This window comes from Stenotrophomonas sp. GZD-301 (assembly GCF_049310345.1).
Classification (GTDB): Bacteria; Pseudomonadota; Gammaproteobacteria; order Xanthomonadales; family Xanthomonadaceae; genus Stenotrophomonas.
Genome location: NZ_JBMOWY010000078.1, coordinates 1 through 16,106 on the forward strand (window position 1 = coordinate 1; position 16,106 = coordinate 16,106).

Here is a 16,106-nt window from a genome sequence, read left to right on the forward strand (position 1 = left end):
GCGCGTGCAAAAATTGTGTGAACCGTTTCGCTTTTCTCTCCCTCCGACACCCGCTTCCCGCCCTACTGCACGTCGATGGGGCGTGTGCTGCTGGCCGCACTGCCCCGCGACACGCTGGAAAGCTATCTGGAGCGCAATCCGCTGCGGCCGCGCACCGAACGCACCGTGACCCGCATGGAGGATTTCCTGGACACGCTCGACCGCGTGCGCCGCGATGGCGTCGCGCTGGTCGACCAGGAGCTGGAGATCGGGCTGCGCTCGATCGCCGTGCCCGTGCACGCGCGCGGCGGCGAGGTGGTCGGGGCGCTCAACATCGGCACGCAGGCCGGTCGCATCAGCCTCGGCGCGATGCAGTCGCAGCTGCTGCCGCGCCTGCGCGAGGCCGCGCAGCGGCTGGGCACGCTGCTGGCTTAATCCTGCCGCTCATCGGCCTGTTCCTGCAGGATCGGCCCGGCCAGCGCGAATGCGTGGTTGGCTGCCGGCACCCCGCAGTAGATGGCCGCCTGCAGCAGCGCTTCCTTGATCTCGTCGGGCGTCACGCCATTGTTGCGTGCCGCACGGATGTGCAGCTTGAACTCTTCGTCATGCCCCAATGCCACCATCATCACGATGGTCAGCAGCGAGCGCGTGTGACGCGGCAGGCCATCGCGGGTCCAGACCGTGCCCCACGCGGTACGCGTGATGAACGCCTGGAACTCCTCGGTGAAGTCGGTGCGTGCCTGCAGCGAGCGTTCTACATGCGCCTCGCCGAGCACCGCGCGGCGTACTGCCAGCCCGGCGTTGTAGCGTTCCTGTTCGTCCATTGTGCGTGCCTTGAATGAGAGGGAATGGGACTAGCGTGCGTGCGCCGCCAGCGCTGCGGTGAACGCCGCCGGCGCTTCCAGGTTGCACAGGTGGCGGCCGGCGACCGCGCGGTACTGCCCGCTGGCCACATGCTCGGCGATCATCTGCAGGTCGGCCGGCGGGCAGACCGGGTCGTCGCTGCCGGCGATGGCCAGCGTGGGCACGCGGATACGCGCGAGCTGATCGCGGAAGTCCGCGCTGGCCACCGCCTGGCAGCACCCGATGTAACCGGCCACGGAAGTGCCGACGAAGCGCTGCAGGACGTCCTCCACGGTAGCGGCATGGTCACGCGCGAAGTCCGGCGTGAACCAGCGCTCCGCGGTGCCCTCGCGCAGCGGTGCCAGGCCAGCCTGTTCCACCTGCGCGATGCGCGCCTGCCAGCTTTCCGCCGTGCCGATCTTCGCGGCCGTGGCTGCCACCGTAAGGCTGTGCAGCCGTTGACCGGCATGCACGCCCAGCCATTGGCCGGTCAGCCCGCCGATCGAGAGCCCGCAGAAGTGGCTCGCGGTCACTCCCAGCGCATCCCACAGCGCCAGCACGTCCGCACCAAGGTCATCCATGCGGTAAGGCCCCGGCGGCGTGCTGGACTGCCCGTGGCCACGGCGGTCGTAGCGCAGGATGCGGAACTGTGCCGACAACGCCGCCACCTGCGGATCCCACATGTGCAGGTCGGTGCCGAGCGAGTTGCAGAAGGTCAGCCAGGGCGCATCCGCCTGCCCGTCGATGCGGTAATGCAGGCGATGGCCGGGCAGGTCAAGAAAAGGCATGCAATGCTCCGGAAAGGGGCGATCAGCCGCGCGCCAGCACGCGGTCGATCCAGGTATCGGCCATTCCGCGCCAGCTGTCGGGCGCGAACAGGGCATCCAGTTGTGCGGGGGATAGATGGGCAGTCACCTCGGGCATGGCCTCCAGCACGTCGCGCAGATGCCGCGCCTCGGCCAGCGCGCGGCGGGCCGCCTGCTCGACCAGTGCATGCGCCGTGGATTTGCCCAGCGTTTCGGCCAGGGTCACCGTCACGGCCTCGGCGTAGAGCAGCCCACCGTGGCTGTCCAGATGCGCGCGCATGCGTTCGCGGTCCAGTTGCAGGCCCAGCACCACCGTCGTCACCTGCGCCAGGCTGCCCGCGCAGAGGCGGATGATCTCCGGCACGGTATCCCACTCCGCATGCCATTGCCCTGCAGCACGCTCATGCGGCTGCGGCATGGCCGCAAACAGGGTGGACAGCAGGCCCGGCACGCGCGTGGCGGCAGCGATGGCAGCCACGCAGCCGACCGGGTTGCGCTTGTGCGGCATCGCCGATGACCCGCCCTTGCCCTCGCCCGCGGGCTCGAACGCCTCGGCCACCTCGGACTGCATGAGCAGCACGATGTCGGTGGCGATCTTGCCAAGCGTGCCGGTCAACAGGGCGAAGACACTGCCCAGCTCGGCGATGCGGTCGCGCGCGGCATGCCAGGGCAACGCCGGTACCGGCAGGCCCAGTTCCTCGCCGAGCGCGCGCGCCACCTCCAGCCCGCGCGACTGCAGCGAGGCCAGCGTGCCGGCGGCACCGCCGAACTGCAGCACCAGTGTGTCGGCGTGCAGGGCCTGCAACCGCTGCTGGCTGCGCTGTACCGCATCGAGCCAGCCGGCCGCCTTCAGCCCGAAGGTGACCGGCACCGCCTGCTGCAGCAGCGTGCGCCCGGGCAGGCCGGTGTCGCGCTCGGCATGGGCCAGCGCGGCCAGCGCCGTGCACAGCCGCTGCAGGTCGGCCTGCACGTGCGCAAGCGCGGCGCGCACCTGCAGCACCGTGCCGGTGTCGATGATGTCCTGGCTGGTCGCGCCCCAGTGCACCCACCGCGCAGCATCGGCATCGCGCCGCCGCACCTCGGCGGTGAGTGCCTTGACCAGTGGAATGGCAGGGTTGCCGGCCAGGGCCGTGGCCTGGCCGAGCGCGCCCAGCGGGTACAGGTCGGCCTGGCAGGCCGCCTCGATCGGCGCGAGCGCCGTTGCGGGAATCACCGCACAGCGCACCTGCGCGCGCGCCAGCGCCGCTTCGACATCGAGCATCGCCTGCACGCGCGCGGTATCGCCGAACGCAGCGTCAACCTCGGGCGTGCCGAACAGGTGGCCCAGCAGCGTGTGGGAATCATGCATCGATCAGCATCCATCCAGAAGAAGACCAGCTTACCCGCGCCCCACGGCGGCGGGCGTGCAGGCCTCAGTAGTCGAAGAACACGGTTTCCTGGTCGCCCTGCATGCGCACGTCCCAGTGGTACTGGCCAGTGCCCTGCGCCTGCGCCACCAGCGTGGCCCGGCGGTCTGCCGGCACCAGCGCCAGAATCGGATCGTCGGCGTTGGCCGCTTCATCGCTGAAGTACAGGCGGGCGCTCGCGGCCCGCAACAGGCCTCGCATGAATACCAGCACCATCAGGTGCGGCGCCTGCGGCTCGCCGCGCGGGCCGGGCACCCGGCCGGGCTTGATGGTGCTGAAGGCGAAGCGGCCCTGGTCGTCGGTCGGCACCCGGCCCCAGCCGGTGAACGCAGGATCGTGGTCGCCCGCGCGGGGGTCTTCGTGATGCGCATAGATGCCCTGCGCATCGGCCTGCCAGATCTCGAGCACCGCATCGGAGACCGGCACGCCGACGCCATCGAACACCTGGCCCTGCACCTGCACGCGCTCGCCCACCGCGCCGTCGCCGGCAATCGCGGTGCGATACAACGGTTCCAGGCCCAGCCGGTAGTACGGGCCCACGGTCTGCCACGGAGTGGATTGGAAACTCATCTGCTTACTCCCACACGGTCATCTGGCGACCGCGCAACACGATGTCGAAACGGTAGCCCAGCGCGAATTCATTGGCGGTGTTCTCCCAATCGAACGACGAGACCATCCGCGCACGCGCCTTGGGGTCGTCCACGCAGTTGTAGATCGGGTCGTACGCCAGCAACGGGTCGCCGGGAAAGTACATCTGGGTGACCAGGCGCTGGCCGATGCCGTCGCCATGCAGCGAAAAGTGGATATGCGCCGGGCGCCAGGCATTGAAGTGGTTGCGCCACGGGTAGGCACCGGGCTTGATGGTGGTGAAGCGATAGCGCCCGTGCGCGTCGGTGAGCACCTGGCCGGTGCCGGTGAAGTTCGGGTCCAGCGGCGCGTCGTGCTGGTCGCCCTTGTGCAGATAACGGCCGGCGGCGTTGCACTGCCACACTTCGACCACGCTGTTGCGCACGGGCCGGCCGTTCTCGTCGAGCACGCGGCCGCTGACGATGATGCGTTCGCCCAGTGGCTGGCCCGGGAAGCCAGCCGTGAGATCGGCCGCATGCGGGCCGAGGGTGATGCGGTCCAGGGTCGGGCCGGTCACTTCGGACAAGGTCGCGGGGATGCGGATCGGGTCGCGTCCCGGTCCGCGCAGGCGCGTGGACGCATACGGCAGGTGGATGCGGTCCGGCTGGGTACCGGGATAGGGCCTGCGGTAACCGCGCAGGTCAGTGGGATCGCTCATGGCGTACTCCAAGTGGCGGACGGCCCGTGGGCCGCGGCTGACAGGCACCGGCACGCTGCCACGCGGGCGTGGCAGCGGCCGTGAAACAACAGGAACAATCGCGCGTCATACGCGCTCGATGGCCAATGCGACGCCCTGACCGACGCCGATGCACATGGTGGCCAGACCGCGTTGCCCGCCGCCGGCTTCGAGCTGGCGCAGCAGGGTAAGCACGAGCCGTGCGCCGCTCATGCCCAGCGGGTGCCCCAGGGCGATCGCGCCGCCGTTGGCGTTGACGTGCGCGGCATCGTCCGCCAGGCCGAGCGCGCGCAGGCACGCCAGGCCCTGCGAGGCGAAGGCCTCGTTGAGTTCGATCGCATCGAAATCGCCGATGCCCAGGCCGAGCCGCGCCATCAGGCGCTGGCTGGCCGGCACCGGGCCCATGCCCATCACGGCCGGTTCGACGCCGGCGCTGGCAAACCCCAGGATGCGCGCCCGCGGCGTCAGCCCCAGGGCCCGGACCTGTGCGCCGGACGCCAGCAGCAGCGCGGCGGCGCCGTCGTTGATGCCCGATGCATTGCCGGCCGTCACCGTACCCGGCTGGCGGAACAGTGGGGAGAGCCTGGCCAGCGCCTCCAGCGTGGTGTCCGCGCGGGGGTGTTCATCGCTCTCCACGCGCACGCGTTCACCGCGCTTGCGGCCCGGCGCATCCACCGCCACGATCTCCCCGTCGAAGAAGCCACGCTGCCGGGCAGCAGCAGTGCGCTGTTGGCTGCGCAGCGCGAAGGCATCCTGGTCCTGGCGGGAGATCCCGTAGCGCTCGGCCACGTTCTCGGCGGTCTGTCCCATCGTCTCCACGCCGTGCAGCTCGCGCAGCCGCGGGTTGATGAAGCGCCAGCCCATCGTGGTGTCTTCCAGCACCTGATCGCGTGCGAATGGCGTCGCGGCTTTGCCCATCACATAGGGCGCACGCGACATCGACTCGACGCCACCAGCAATCGCCAGGCCCAGCTCGCCAGCAGCGATGCCGCGGGCGACGGTGCCGATCGCATCGAGGCCGGAGCCGCACAGCCGGTTGATCGTGCTGCCTGGCACGCCGACCGGCAGTCCGGCCAGCAGCAGACTCATGCGGGCCACGTTGCGGTTGTCTTCACCGGCCTGGTTGGCGCAGCCGAGGTAGACGTCTTCGATCAGCGCCGGGTCCAGTCCCGGATGGCGCGCCAGCAGCGCCTTCAACGGAAGCGCACCGAGATCGTCCGCGCGGATGCCCGCCAATGCGCCGCCGTAGCGGCCGATCGGCGTGCGGATGCCATCGATGATGTAGGTGTCGTGCAGGGTCATGTCAGTCTCCGTGGACCATCTGCAGAGGCAGGCCGGTCAACGCGCGTACCCCGTCCAGATCGATCCCGTCGACCATCTCCAGGACACGCGCGCCCTCCCCGCCCAGCTCGAATACCGCCACGTCGGTGTAGACACGCGATACGCAGCGCAGCCCGGTCAGCGGATAGGTGCACTCGGCCACCAGCTTGCTCTGACCCTGACGGGTCAGCAGGTCCATCATCACGAAGACCTGCTTGGCGCCGATCGCCAGGTCCATCGCCCCCCCCACCGCCGGAATCGCATCGGCTGCACCGGTGCTCCAGTTGGCCAGGTCACCGTGCGCGGACACCTGGAACGCACCCAGCACGCAGATGTCCAGATGGCCGCCGCGCATCATCGCGAACGAATCGGCGTGGTGGAAATAGCAGCCACCGGTCAGCAGCGTGACCGGCTGCTTGCCGGCATTGATCAGGTCTGGATCCTCGTGCCCCGGGGCCGGTGCGGGGCCCATGCCGAGCAGGCCGTTCTCCGACTGGAGGAAGATCTCCTTGTCGGGCGGCAGGAAATTGGCCACCGTCGTCGGCAGCCCGATGCCGAGGTTGACGTAGGCGCCTTCGGGAATGTCGCGCGCCACGCGCGCGGCCAGCTGTTCGCGGCTCAGACGGTTCATGCGTGGCCTCCTTCGACGCGGCCATCACCGAGGGCGACCACGCGCTGCACGAAAATGCCCGGCGTCACCACCGCTTCGGGGTCGAGCGCGCCCAGCGGTACCACCTCTCCCACCTGCGCGATCGCGCAGCGGGCCGCCATCGCCATCAGCGGGCCAAAGTTGCGTGCCGTTTTGCGGTACACCAGGTTGCCCCAGCGGTCGCCGCGGTCGGCCTTGATCAGCGCGAAGTCCGCATGCAGCGGGTATTCCAGCACATAGTGACGGCCATCGATCTCGCGCGTTTCCTTGCCCTGGGCCAGTTCGGTGCCGTAGCCGGTCGGGATGAAGATCGCGCCCAACCCGGCACCGGCGGCGTGGATGCGGGCGGCGAGATTGCCCTGCGGCACCAGCTCCAGCTCGATCTCACCGGCGCGGTAGGCGGCATCGAAGTGCTGCGAGTCGGCCTGGCGCGGAAATGAGCAGACGACGCGGCGCACCCGCTTGTGCCGGATCAACGCGGCCAGCCCGGTGTCGCCGTTGCCGGCGTTGTTGTTGATGATGGTCAGCCCGCGCGCGCCCTGCGCGATCAGGGCATCGATCAGGGCGTCGGGCATGCCGGCGGTACCGAACCCGCCGATCATCACCGTTGCCCCGTCGTGGATGTCGGCCACCGCTGCATCTGCGCTGGCCACGGTCTTGTCGATCACTGCATTGCTCCTCGACGCGCCCTGCGGGGCGCTGCCACGTGCGGGAAGAAACTGGACGCAACCATGTTGGTCAGCGCCGCCGGCGCGGTCAATCCGATATTCGGATATTGCATTCGATAATCGCACATACGGTCGTATCTCCTGCGCCGCTCAGGTCCGCGTCTGCCCGACGCCGACGCGCAGCCCCAGGCATGCCCACGCAGCCAGTGCCAACGGCAGCGCACACAGCACGTACAGCGCGGTGGGCGACCATCCGGCGTCCACCAGCAGGCCCACGCTCAGCGGCGACAGGATCGCGCCGACGCGACCGATGCCGATCGCCCAGCCGAGGCCGGTGGTGCGTACGTCGGCGGCAAACACCACCGGTGCGGCGGCATACAGTCCGGCCATCGCCGCGAACAGCGCCGCGCCGATCACAAACGCCACCGGGAAGGCGATGCCGAGGTCGGTGTTGAAGCCGGCGAAGGCCAGCATGCCGAGCATCGCCAGCACCAGGCTGGCGGCGGTCAGACGCGACAGCGCCCAGCGCGAGGCCAGCCAGCCGAACAGGCTGCCCCCGACGATGCCCCCGAGGTTGAGCAGCACGCCGCCGGTGATGCCCTGCTGTGCCGAAACGCCCGCCGAGACCAGCAGCTTGGGGGTCCAGCTCAGCACGAAGTAGAACGCGAACATGTGCAGGAAGAAGGCCAGTGCGATCAGCACCGCCACCCGGCGCAGATCGCCGACGAACAGCGCTGCATAGCCCTTGCGCCCATCGGCGCGTACCGGCGTCGGCGGCAACGCCGCCAAGGGCGGCATGTGCATCCGCATCAGCAGTGCATTGAGCCGCGGCAGCGCGTTCGCAGGCCGCTTGGCCACCAGGAAGTCCAGCGATTCGGGCAGGCACTTGAGCACCAGGGGAATGCACAGCAGCGACGCGCCGGCGCCGATCAGGAACACGCTGTGCCAACTGAAATGCTCAAGCATCCAGGCGGCCAGCACGCCGCCCAGCGTGGCGCCGATGGGATAGCCGGTTGCCTGCAGCGCCACGGCGGTGCTGCGCCATTTCGGATTGGCGTACTCGGCGGTGATCACGCCTACGCCGGCCAGCATGCCGCCGATGCCGATGCCGGTGAACACACGCAACGCCCCCAGCTGCCAGGCATTGGCCGCCAGTGCCGACAGCGCCATGCCCACGGTAAGGATCACCAGGCAGCACAGGATCATCGGCCGCCGGCCCCAGCGATCGGCCAGTGGCGCGAGCAGGAACGAGCCCAGCGCCATGCCGACCAGACCGGCACTGAGCATCACGCCCAGCACACTGCCCGACAGCGACCAGTCGGCCGAGACGTGCGGTGCGGTGAAGGCCATCACCATCACGTCGAAACCATCGAGCATGTTCAGCAGCACGCAGATGGCGATCGCTGTCCATTGGAAGCGGCTCATCCGCTCGAGCACGAGCGGTGAGGGAGAGGCGGCGGCATGGCTCATGCGGAGGTCCTGCGAACAAGGGCGGAGCAGATCCGGCGGGGGCGTTTCAACGGCCCGCCTGCCCGGAAGCGTGGATGACCTGGAGCACAGACTGCAGGCGTTCGACCTCGACCTGGCCGGGCGCCGAAGGCGTGCCGATCATGCCGAAGGTGAGCGCCTGGCCGAAGGTCTCTCCGGCCAGCCGCGAGACCACGCCGGTACCGCCCATCGACATGGTCAGCAGTGGCCTGCTGCTGCGCTGGCGCACCTGCCAGGTCGCATCGAGCAGCGCCAGGACATCGCCGGCGTCGTGCGGCATCACCGCGATCTTCAATACGTCCGCGCCCAATACTTCCTGGCGCAGCAGCCGCGCCACGATCTCCTCGCGCGGCGGCGTAGCCTGGAAGTCGTGGCTGGACATCACTACCTTGACCCCGGCCTGGTGCGCCTGCGCGACCAGCGCGCTGACCACTGCCGGGTCGCGGAACATCTCCACATCGATCATCTGCGCGAAGCCCCCGCGCAGCAGCGCGGCATTGAGCGCGGCATAGTCGACGTCACGGATCGGCCTGCTGCCGCCTTCGGCCTGGGTACGGAAGGTCACGATCATCGGCTTGCCGTCCAGCACGCGCGCGATGCGCTTGCCCAGCGCGACCAGCGCCGGGGCGTCGGTCGCGATGTCCAGATAGTCGATGCGCCACTCGGCCAGATCGGTGGAGGTGCTGGCGGCGATCGCAGCCGCCTGCTGCAGCGCCTGGTCGGCGGTGGCGCCGGTGATCGGCACGATGGTGCGTGGCATGCCCTCGCCGATGCGCACGGTGCCCACCTGCAACGGCGTCACCGGCGGCGGCGCGGCATGGGCGGCAACGGCCGGGACCAGGAGCATGGCGGCAAGCAGACTGGAAACGAGCGTGCGCATCAGAAGGTCACCTTTGCCTGCACGCCCATCGCCCAGGCGTTGTCGGTGCGGTTGTACGCGAACGTGCCGGGATTGACGATGTACTGCACGTCCGGGCGGATCATCAGCCACGGTTTGACCTGGATGCTGTAGGACAGCTCGAACAGCTCTTCGGCCTGACTGAGCTGGTACAGCGGCGAATCGCCCGGCACCCCCATGCCGGCCAGATCGGCACGACGTGCGTCCACCAGGCGCTGGTTGATGTCCGCGCCGACGTAGCCCAGCGCGACGCTGTCCTGCGCGCGCGAGCCGATGCCCTGGTACACGCCACCCAGTGCGTACCAACGCTGGATCTGTGCGGTATCGCGGTCGGACACCATGTACTGGGCGAAGCCGGTCAGCCCGCGCTGCGGATCGCCGGCCTCGCGGGTCAGGCGCTGCTCGACCAGCACGTAGGCACCGTGGCGGCCCGTCGTCGGCGAGGTGTCCAGCCCGCGCTGGTTGACGCGCGAGGTGTCGTAGTACGCGCCGACCTTGTACACGCCCGGGTGGCTGCCGCCCTGGTCCGGTGTCCAGGTCACTTCCAGCGGAATCAGCGAGCCGGTGGTGCCCGACGCGAACGGACGGAACGCATTGCGTTCTATGTTGCCGCCCAGGGCCGGGTTCACCTGGAACCAGCCGGTGCGCACATTGAGCGCCGGGCTGACCTGCTGGGCCACTTCACCGCCCCAGCGCGCCACCGGATAGTTGTACCAGCCGCTGTTGCCCGACATCGCCAGCGGATGCGCGCAGAACGCGGCATTGACGAAATGGGTCAGCAGGCTGTGCAGCCCGAACTGGTTGCCCATCGCGTAATAGCCCAGCTTGACGTACGACTGGCCGGCATTGAAGGTCTGGTCGTAGCTCAGTTCGGTGAGCCGGGTGTACTGACCGCCGTAGGCCTCCTGGATCGGGAAGCGGTTGCCGACCAGATCGACCGAGGTGCTGTTGCCGCGGCGGTCGTTGAGGGTGACGTGGAACGCGCCACCGTCCCAACCGGCCAGCCGGCCCATGTCCAGGTCCATGCCCACCCGGACCTGCTGGGCGTAGCGCGCACCGGTCCGGCCGTAGCCGCCGTCGACCACGCCCATCGCCTCGCCCACGTAATCGCCACGGAACCGGATGCCGCGCGCGTCCAGGTCGCTGCGCGCGCCGCCCCAGTCGCCGGTCAGCGTGGCGCCGTCGTAGCGGTTGACCGACTCGGCGGAGGCGAGTGCGGGATACAGGAGCGTGCCGGCGACCAGCACGGACAGGGAGGTTCGGATCAGGACGGCCATGTGCATCTCTCGGGTAAGGGAATCAGCGCAGCGGCAACGGCGCGCTGAGCGGTGAGGTGGCGCCCTGCGCCGATGTCACCGTGGCGGTGAGTGCGGCCAGGCCGGCAGCGTCGCCGGCGGATGGCAGCACCAGCGTGAAATGACCCTGCCCGTGTGCGTCGGTGAGCGCGTCCGTGGTGCCGAGCAGGCGTTCGGCTTCGGCCCCGGCAACACGCCGGTTGCCGAACACCTCCACCTGGAAACGCTGGCCGGGCGGCCCCTGGAACACGCCCTGCACCGTGCGCGACGCGCCCTTGCCCCGCACCGTCTGCAGGACCGGCGCGGCCTGCCCGAGGTTGGGCGCGGGCTGGCAGTCGGCCTGACCGGCCGCGCTGCAGATCCGCGCGCGTCGCGCCGGGTCCGCGTCCACGCCGCGACCGCGCGAACCGACATAGGCGGCGTGCTCCAGGCCAGGCACGCCGAAGACGATGGCCCCGCGTGTCTGGCCCGGGGCACAGGCGCCGCCGGCCTCGCAGCGTTCGATCGGCAGGCCGTTGCCGGCGAGCTGGTTGCCGCTGAAGCGGTTCGGCGCGCTCACCGGCTGCGGACGCACCGCGATGCCGATGCCATTGCCGGCAATCGTGTTGCCATCGACCACATTGCCGCTGCCGGTGATGCTCACCCCGATCGAATTGCCGGTGAAGGTGTTGGCCGCGATGTAGTTGCGGTTGCCCCAGTTGATCTGCAGGCCATCGGAATAGTCGACAAAGCGGTTGCGCACCACCGTGTTGTCATTGCCCCACAGGATCTCGATGCCCTGCGACGGTTCCGGGTTGGCGGCGGTGGACTGGAACAGATTGTCGGCCACCAGGTTCCAGGCCGCGCCACGGGTCAACTCCAGGCCATCGCCGTTGTCGATGAACTGGTTGCGCACGATCCGGTTGTGCACCGTGGTGGTGGCCGTGGACTGGCCCTTGCCGTCGTCGCCGGTCAGCATGATGCCGGCGCCGCCCTTGTTGGCCACGATGCGGTTGTCGTGGATATCGCTGTGGCTGCTGCGGTTGATCAGCACGCCAATGCAGAAGTTGCGGATCTCCAGCCCGGACAGCTCCACACCCCGGGTGTCGCGCAGGACCAGGCCAGGCAGCGTGGTGGTGCGCACGTTGGTTCCCGATTGCCCGGGTTCGGCGCCGGGACACGCGTCTGTCCCCGTGCCAGTGACGTAGCCGGACCCGTCGATGGCGACATGGCGACCCTCACTGGCCCACGGTGCGCCGACGATCTGCACCGGCCCGACGATCTCGGGCAACGGCGATGCCGGGCGGATCACGTAAGGCGCGCTGCCCACGGCGGCGATCTCGATGCGGTAGCGACCGGGCGCCTGGTTGGCGGTGGTGATCGCCCACCGCAACGAACCGGCATCGGCATCGTCGGCATAGCGGTCCACGCGCAGCACCTGCGGCAGCTCGGGGGCAGGCTCGGCCTGATAGGCCAAGGCCAGCGACGGGAGCGCGGCCAGCAGGGACAGGGAAACAACGGACAGACAGCAGCGCATGCGAACACTCCGCGCAGGGGGAAGGGACTCCGGCGGTCTCTCCCCTGTACCTGGCTTCAGTGCCGTTTCGGCACTGCCCTCGCCCGCCAGAGGTGGATCGCATGGAACGGGAATGAAAGTAGATTTATCGCACTGCACCATTCAAGTGCGTTTATCGACTGCGCGTGCGATTATCGAACTTTTCGGCTACGACCTTTGTCGTAGCCCCTGTGCGTCCACGCTCACGCCAATACCCACGGCCTGCATGGCGGACCGTGGGGGAGGCGTGCAAAAGGGCGCGCTGGGCGCGAAGGGGCTGCTCAGGAACTGCAGGACAACATCGAGCAGCCCGCCTTGTCGCGCGCCCACTCCGGGCGCTTGCCCGCGTAGTGCGCGCGCCCCGGCTGGGCGTCGTACGGATGCCGCAGCACCTCCAGCAGCGTGTGCACGCCACTGAGGTCGCCCTGCCCGGCCTGCTCGATCGCCTCCTGCGCCAGCCAGTTGCGCAGCACATAGAGCGGGTTGGCGCGCGACATCACCTGCTCGCGCGCTGCGCTGCCCAGCGGGTCGGCGCGCAGCCGCGCGGCGTACTGCTGCAGCCATGCCTGCAGCGCCGGAAGCACCGCCGTGCGGCGTTCGGCGCTGTAGAACGCGTCCTCCAGCACGTCCACCGACGGCGCCTGCGGGTTCAGCGGGATCAGCCCGCGGAATGCCAGCGTCATGTCCATCTCGCCGTCCTGCAGGATCTGCAGCCACGCGGCCATCATCGCCACGTCGTCGTCGCGGCACTGGTCCAGACCGAATTTGGCGGCGATGTCGTCGCGCTCGCACTGCGCATGCACGTCCCGGAAACGCGCCAGCCCTGCATGCAATGGTGCGACGTCGTCGAACAGCGGCGACAGCGCCTGCGCCAGGCGGGTCAGGTTCCAGTACGCCACCTGCGGCTGGGTGCCGAAGCGGTAACGCCGGCCCTGTGCGTCGGTGGTGTTGGGGGTCCAGTCGGGATCGTAGTCATCCACCCAGCCGTACGGGCCGTAGTCTATGGTCAGCCCCAGGATGGACATGTTGTCGGTGTTCATCACCCCGTGCACGAAGCCCACGCGCATCCAGTGCGCCACCATCGTCGCGGTGCGCTCGCAGACCTGCGCGAACCACATCGCGTAACGCGCCGCGCCGGCATCGGCCAGCGCCGGGAAATCACGGGCGATGCACGTATCGGCCAACTGCCGCAGCAACGTGGTGTCCCCGCGCGAGGCGGGCAGCTCGAATGTGCCGAAACGGATGAACGAGGGCGCCACCCGGCAGACGATCGCGCCCGGCTCGGGAGCCGGATGGCCGTCATAGAACATGTCGCGCACCACGGCGTCGCCGGTGCCCACCAGGCTCAGTGCGCGCGTGGTCGGCACGCCCAGATGGTGCATTGCTTCGCTGCACAGGAATTCGCGGATGGACGATCGCAGCACCGCGCGTCCATCGGCACCGCGCGAATACGGGGTGCGCCCGGCGCCCTTGAGCTGCAGCTCCCAACGCGCGCCGTCGGGCGCGATCAGTTCGCCCAGCGAGATGGCGCGGCCGTCGCCGAGCTGGCCGGCCCAGTGCCCGAACTGATGGCCGCCGTAGTTGGCCGCCCACGGCTGCATGCCGGCATACAGCGCGTTGCCGCCGAACACGCGCGGGAAGTCCGCGCTGTCCAGCAGGTCCGGGCCGATGCCCAGCAGCGCGGCGACGTCATCCGCGTACGCCAGCAGGCGCGGGGCCGCCACCGGCGTCGGCAGCACCGACGACCACGCCGCACCGCGTACCTCGCGCACGCGCGGGCCGCTCTCCTCGTCGCCGGGCAGATCACGGATGAAACGGTTGTCGAAACGCAGCGGTTCAGTGCTCATGACAAGCAGATGGGGGCACCGGGACACCCCCGCAAGCTCAACTGGCGCCGGCGCCGAGGTCCAGTGCGCCACCGCGCTCCACCGCACGCTGGTACGCCGGACGCTGCTCGATGCGCTGCAGGAAGCTGCGCAGCTTCGGGTACGCCTCCATGCTGCCCGCACGCGACGCGGCCGCCTGGATCGGGAAGCTCATCTGGATGTCGGCGGCGGTGAAGCGCTCGCCGGCAAACCACGGGGCGTTGCCCAGTTCGCGCTCCATCCAGTCCAGGTGCAGCGCCAGCTGCGGGCCAACGAAGCTCTTCATAACCTTGTCGGCGATGCCACGGGCGATCGGCCGGGCGAAGAACGGCATCGGTGCCTTGCGCACCCGCGCGAACACCAGGCTGAGCAGCAGCGGCGGCATCGCCGAGCCTTCGGCGTAGTGCATCCAATAGCGATAGCGCACCCGCTCGGGGGCCTGTGCGGGCAGCAGTTCGGGGGACAGCTGGCGGGCGCTGTCGTAGCGGTCGGCCAGGTACTCCAGGATCGCGCCGGATTCAGCCAGCACCAGCGCGTCGTCCTGCAGCACCGGCGATTTGCCCAGCGGATGGACATCGCGCAGCGCCTGCGGCGCCAGCCAGGTCTTCGGATCGCGCCGGTAGGTCACCACCTGGTACGGCAGGCCCAGCTCTTCAAGCATCCACAGCACGCGCAGCGAGCGCGAGTGGTCCAGATGGTGCACCTTGATCATCGATGGTTCCGCGCGTTCAAACCCGCATCGTAACCGCGCGCATGCTGCGATGACGTCACGAGCGTGCGCTGCCACGCGCACCGCGCCGTGGAAAAGACAATAAAAAACGCCGGAAGCTTTCGCTTCCGGCGTTCATGGCGACCATACGGTAGCGGGGGGTCGATTAGACCGCCTGCACCTGGTCAGCCTGCATACCCTTCTGGCCCTGGACGGCGACGAAGGTGACCTTCTGGCCTTCCTGCAGCGACTTGAAGCCGGTGCCCTGGATGGCGCGGAAGTGGACGAAGAGGTCCGGGCCGCTTTCCGGGGTGATGAAGCCGAAGCCCTTGGCGTCGTTGAACCACTTCACGGTGCCCTGCTGACGATCAGACATGTACTAACTCCTGAAACAAAAGTTGAAATAATCGCGGCCGCCGGATATCGGAGCCGAGACTGAGTTGCAGGCGTTGGTAAAGCGGATCGATGAGCAGATCGTGAGATCAACTGCACCAGGCCACGATTCACGGTGACCCTAGCAAACACAGTGTGGGGGACGATACTCGTGTTTTACCGAAAAAGCGATAGCTGTTTTATTCAGCCATCCCCCCGTCCCGCCTGACAGGACAAGGGATTGACCAATTCTACACGAAATCTGACTCCCTATTCAGACTTTTCCTACCTTAAGATCAGCCAAATGCCCGATTCAAGTTCTGCCGTTTTCCGCATCTGGGTGGATGCCGACGCCTGTCCCGGCGTGATCAAGGAGATCCTCTTCCGCGCGGCTGAACGCGTCAGCATCCCGCTGACACTGGTGGCCAACCATTGGCTGCGCACCCCGCCCTCGCGCTACATCACCGCCCTCCAGGTCCCGCCGGGGCTGGATGTGGCCGACAGCGTGATCGTTGAACGGATGGCGGCCGGCGACCTGGTGGTTACCCAGGACATCCCGCTCGCCGCGCTGGTGCTGGAAAAGCGCGGCGTGGCCCTGAACCCGCGGGGACAGCTGTACACCCCCGACAACATGGCCGAGCGGCTGTCCATGCGCAATTTCATGGAGGAACTGCGCGGCGCCGGCATCCAGACCGGCGGCCCGCCGCCGCTGGACGCGCGCGATCGCCAGCGCTTCGCCGCAGAACTGGACCGCTGGCTGGCGCATCGTTCAGGAAGCTGACCCGGACGGGCGGCACCGCAAAGCCCGCGCTGCACCGTAGAGCCGGGCTCTGCCCGGCTTGCTCTCCGTGCGGCGACCGTAAAGCCCGCGCTTCGCGCGATAGCCGTGTAGAGCCGGGCTCTGCCCGGCTGCCCTCCGTGCGGCCACCGGAAGGCCCGCGCTGCGCGCGATAGCCGGGCAGAGCCCGGCT

Annotated in this window: 16 protein-coding genes and 1 pseudogene; 2 read left to right on the forward strand and 15 right to left on the reverse strand. The window is 68.9% G+C overall.

Annotated elements, in window-relative coordinates:
• Positions 1 to 48: 48 nt before the first annotated feature.
• A pseudogene (locus tag ACO6VK_RS18955) lies at positions 49 to 414 on the forward strand (IclR family transcriptional regulator domain-containing protein); the annotation flags it as partial.
• Here the strand turns inward: ACO6VK_RS18955 and pcaC are convergent.
• From pcaC to ACO6VK_RS19030, 15 genes are all read right to left on the reverse strand, one after another.
• Positions 411 to 803 (reverse strand): 4-carboxymuconolactone decarboxylase, encoded by a 393-nt coding sequence (pcaC, locus tag ACO6VK_RS18960; RefSeq protein WP_422509856.1) that lies wholly within the window; start codon positions 801 to 803, stop codon positions 411 to 413. The pseudogene ACO6VK_RS18955 and the gene pcaC sit on opposite strands and share 4 nt — an antisense overlap.
• Positions 804 to 833: 30 nt before the next feature.
• Positions 834 to 1,610 (reverse strand): 3-oxoadipate enol-lactonase, encoded by a 777-nt coding sequence (pcaD, locus tag ACO6VK_RS18965; protein ID WP_422509858.1) that lies wholly within the window; start codon positions 1,608 to 1,610, stop codon positions 834 to 836.
• A gap of 22 nt (positions 1,611 to 1,632) precedes the next feature.
• Entirely contained in the window at positions 1,633 to 2,976 is a 1,344-nt protein-coding gene (locus ACO6VK_RS18970; protein ID WP_422509860.1) for a 3-carboxy-cis,cis-muconate cycloisomerase, read from the reverse strand.
• A 64-nt stretch (positions 2,977 to 3,040) separates the two neighbouring features.
• Positions 3,041 to 3,604 carry a protocatechuate 3,4-dioxygenase subunit alpha gene (pcaG, locus tag ACO6VK_RS18975; RefSeq protein ID WP_422509862.1) on the reverse strand — a complete coding sequence of 188 codons (564 nt, stop codon included), beginning with the start codon at positions 3,602 to 3,604 and terminating at the stop codon, positions 3,041 to 3,043.
• 4 nt (positions 3,605 to 3,608) lie between these two features.
• On the reverse strand, positions 3,609 to 4,319 hold the full coding sequence (gene pcaH / locus ACO6VK_RS18980) for a protocatechuate 3,4-dioxygenase subunit beta (protein WP_422509864.1): 711 nt from the start codon (positions 4,317 to 4,319) through the stop codon (positions 3,609 to 3,611).
• 105 nt (positions 4,320 to 4,424) lie between these two features.
• The gene (gene pcaF, locus ACO6VK_RS18985; RefSeq protein WP_422509866.1) at positions 4,425 to 5,639 is read right to left on the reverse strand and encodes a 3-oxoadipyl-CoA thiolase; all 1,215 of its coding nucleotides are present in this window, start codon (positions 5,637 to 5,639) and stop codon (positions 4,425 to 4,427) included.
• A 1-nt stretch (position 5,640) separates the two neighbouring features.
• A complete protein-coding gene (locus ACO6VK_RS18990; RefSeq protein WP_422509868.1) occupies positions 5,641 to 6,288 on the reverse strand; it encodes a 3-oxoacid CoA-transferase subunit B in 648 nt (215 codons plus the stop codon).
• On the reverse strand, positions 6,285 to 6,974 hold the full coding sequence (locus ACO6VK_RS18995) for a 3-oxoacid CoA-transferase subunit A (RefSeq protein WP_422509870.1): 690 nt from the start codon (positions 6,972 to 6,974) through the stop codon (positions 6,285 to 6,287). The genes ACO6VK_RS18990 and ACO6VK_RS18995 overlap by 4 nt, the downstream gene beginning before the upstream one ends.
• A gap of 150 nt (positions 6,975 to 7,124) precedes the next feature.
• Positions 7,125 to 8,444, reverse strand: a complete 1,320-nt coding sequence (locus ACO6VK_RS19000) for an MFS transporter (RefSeq protein ID WP_422509872.1) — start codon at positions 8,442 to 8,444, stop codon at positions 7,125 to 7,127.
• A 46-nt stretch (positions 8,445 to 8,490) separates the two neighbouring features.
• Complete coding sequence (aroD, locus tag ACO6VK_RS19005; protein WP_422509874.1) at positions 8,491 to 9,342, reverse strand: type I 3-dehydroquinate dehydratase; 852 nt, start codon at positions 9,340 to 9,342, stop codon at positions 8,491 to 8,493.
• Positions 9,342 to 10,637 (reverse strand): carbohydrate porin, encoded by a 1,296-nt coding sequence (locus tag ACO6VK_RS19010; protein ID WP_422509876.1) that lies wholly within the window; start codon positions 10,635 to 10,637, stop codon positions 9,342 to 9,344. The genes aroD and ACO6VK_RS19010 overlap by 1 nt, the downstream gene beginning before the upstream one ends.
• A 22-nt stretch (positions 10,638 to 10,659) precedes the next feature.
• Entirely contained in the window at positions 10,660 to 12,171 is a 1,512-nt protein-coding gene (locus tag ACO6VK_RS19015) for a right-handed parallel beta-helix repeat-containing protein (protein WP_422509878.1), read from the reverse strand.
• 299 nt (positions 12,172 to 12,470) lie between these two features.
• Positions 12,471 to 14,036: a protein adenylyltransferase SelO gene (locus tag ACO6VK_RS19020; protein WP_422509880.1), complete on the reverse strand. Its 1,566-nt coding sequence runs from the start codon at positions 14,034 to 14,036 to the stop codon at positions 12,471 to 12,473.
• A 37-nt stretch (positions 14,037 to 14,073) separates the two neighbouring features.
• Positions 14,074 to 14,766, reverse strand: coding sequence for a glutathione S-transferase family protein (locus ACO6VK_RS19025; protein ID WP_422509882.1), 693 nt, complete (start codon positions 14,764 to 14,766; stop codon positions 14,074 to 14,076).
• A 163-nt stretch (positions 14,767 to 14,929) separates the two neighbouring features.
• Entirely contained in the window at positions 14,930 to 15,139 is a 210-nt protein-coding gene (locus tag ACO6VK_RS19030) for a cold-shock protein (RefSeq protein ID WP_017356920.1), read from the reverse strand.
• Between the two features lie 300 nt (positions 15,140 to 15,439).
• On the opposite strand from ACO6VK_RS19030, the gene ACO6VK_RS19035 reads away from it, so the two are divergent.
• Positions 15,440 to 15,916 carry a YaiI/YqxD family protein gene (locus tag ACO6VK_RS19035; protein ID WP_422509885.1) on the forward strand — a complete coding sequence of 159 codons (477 nt, stop codon included), beginning with the start codon at positions 15,440 to 15,442 and terminating at the stop codon, positions 15,914 to 15,916.
• Positions 15,917 to 16,106 lie beyond the last annotated feature (190 nt).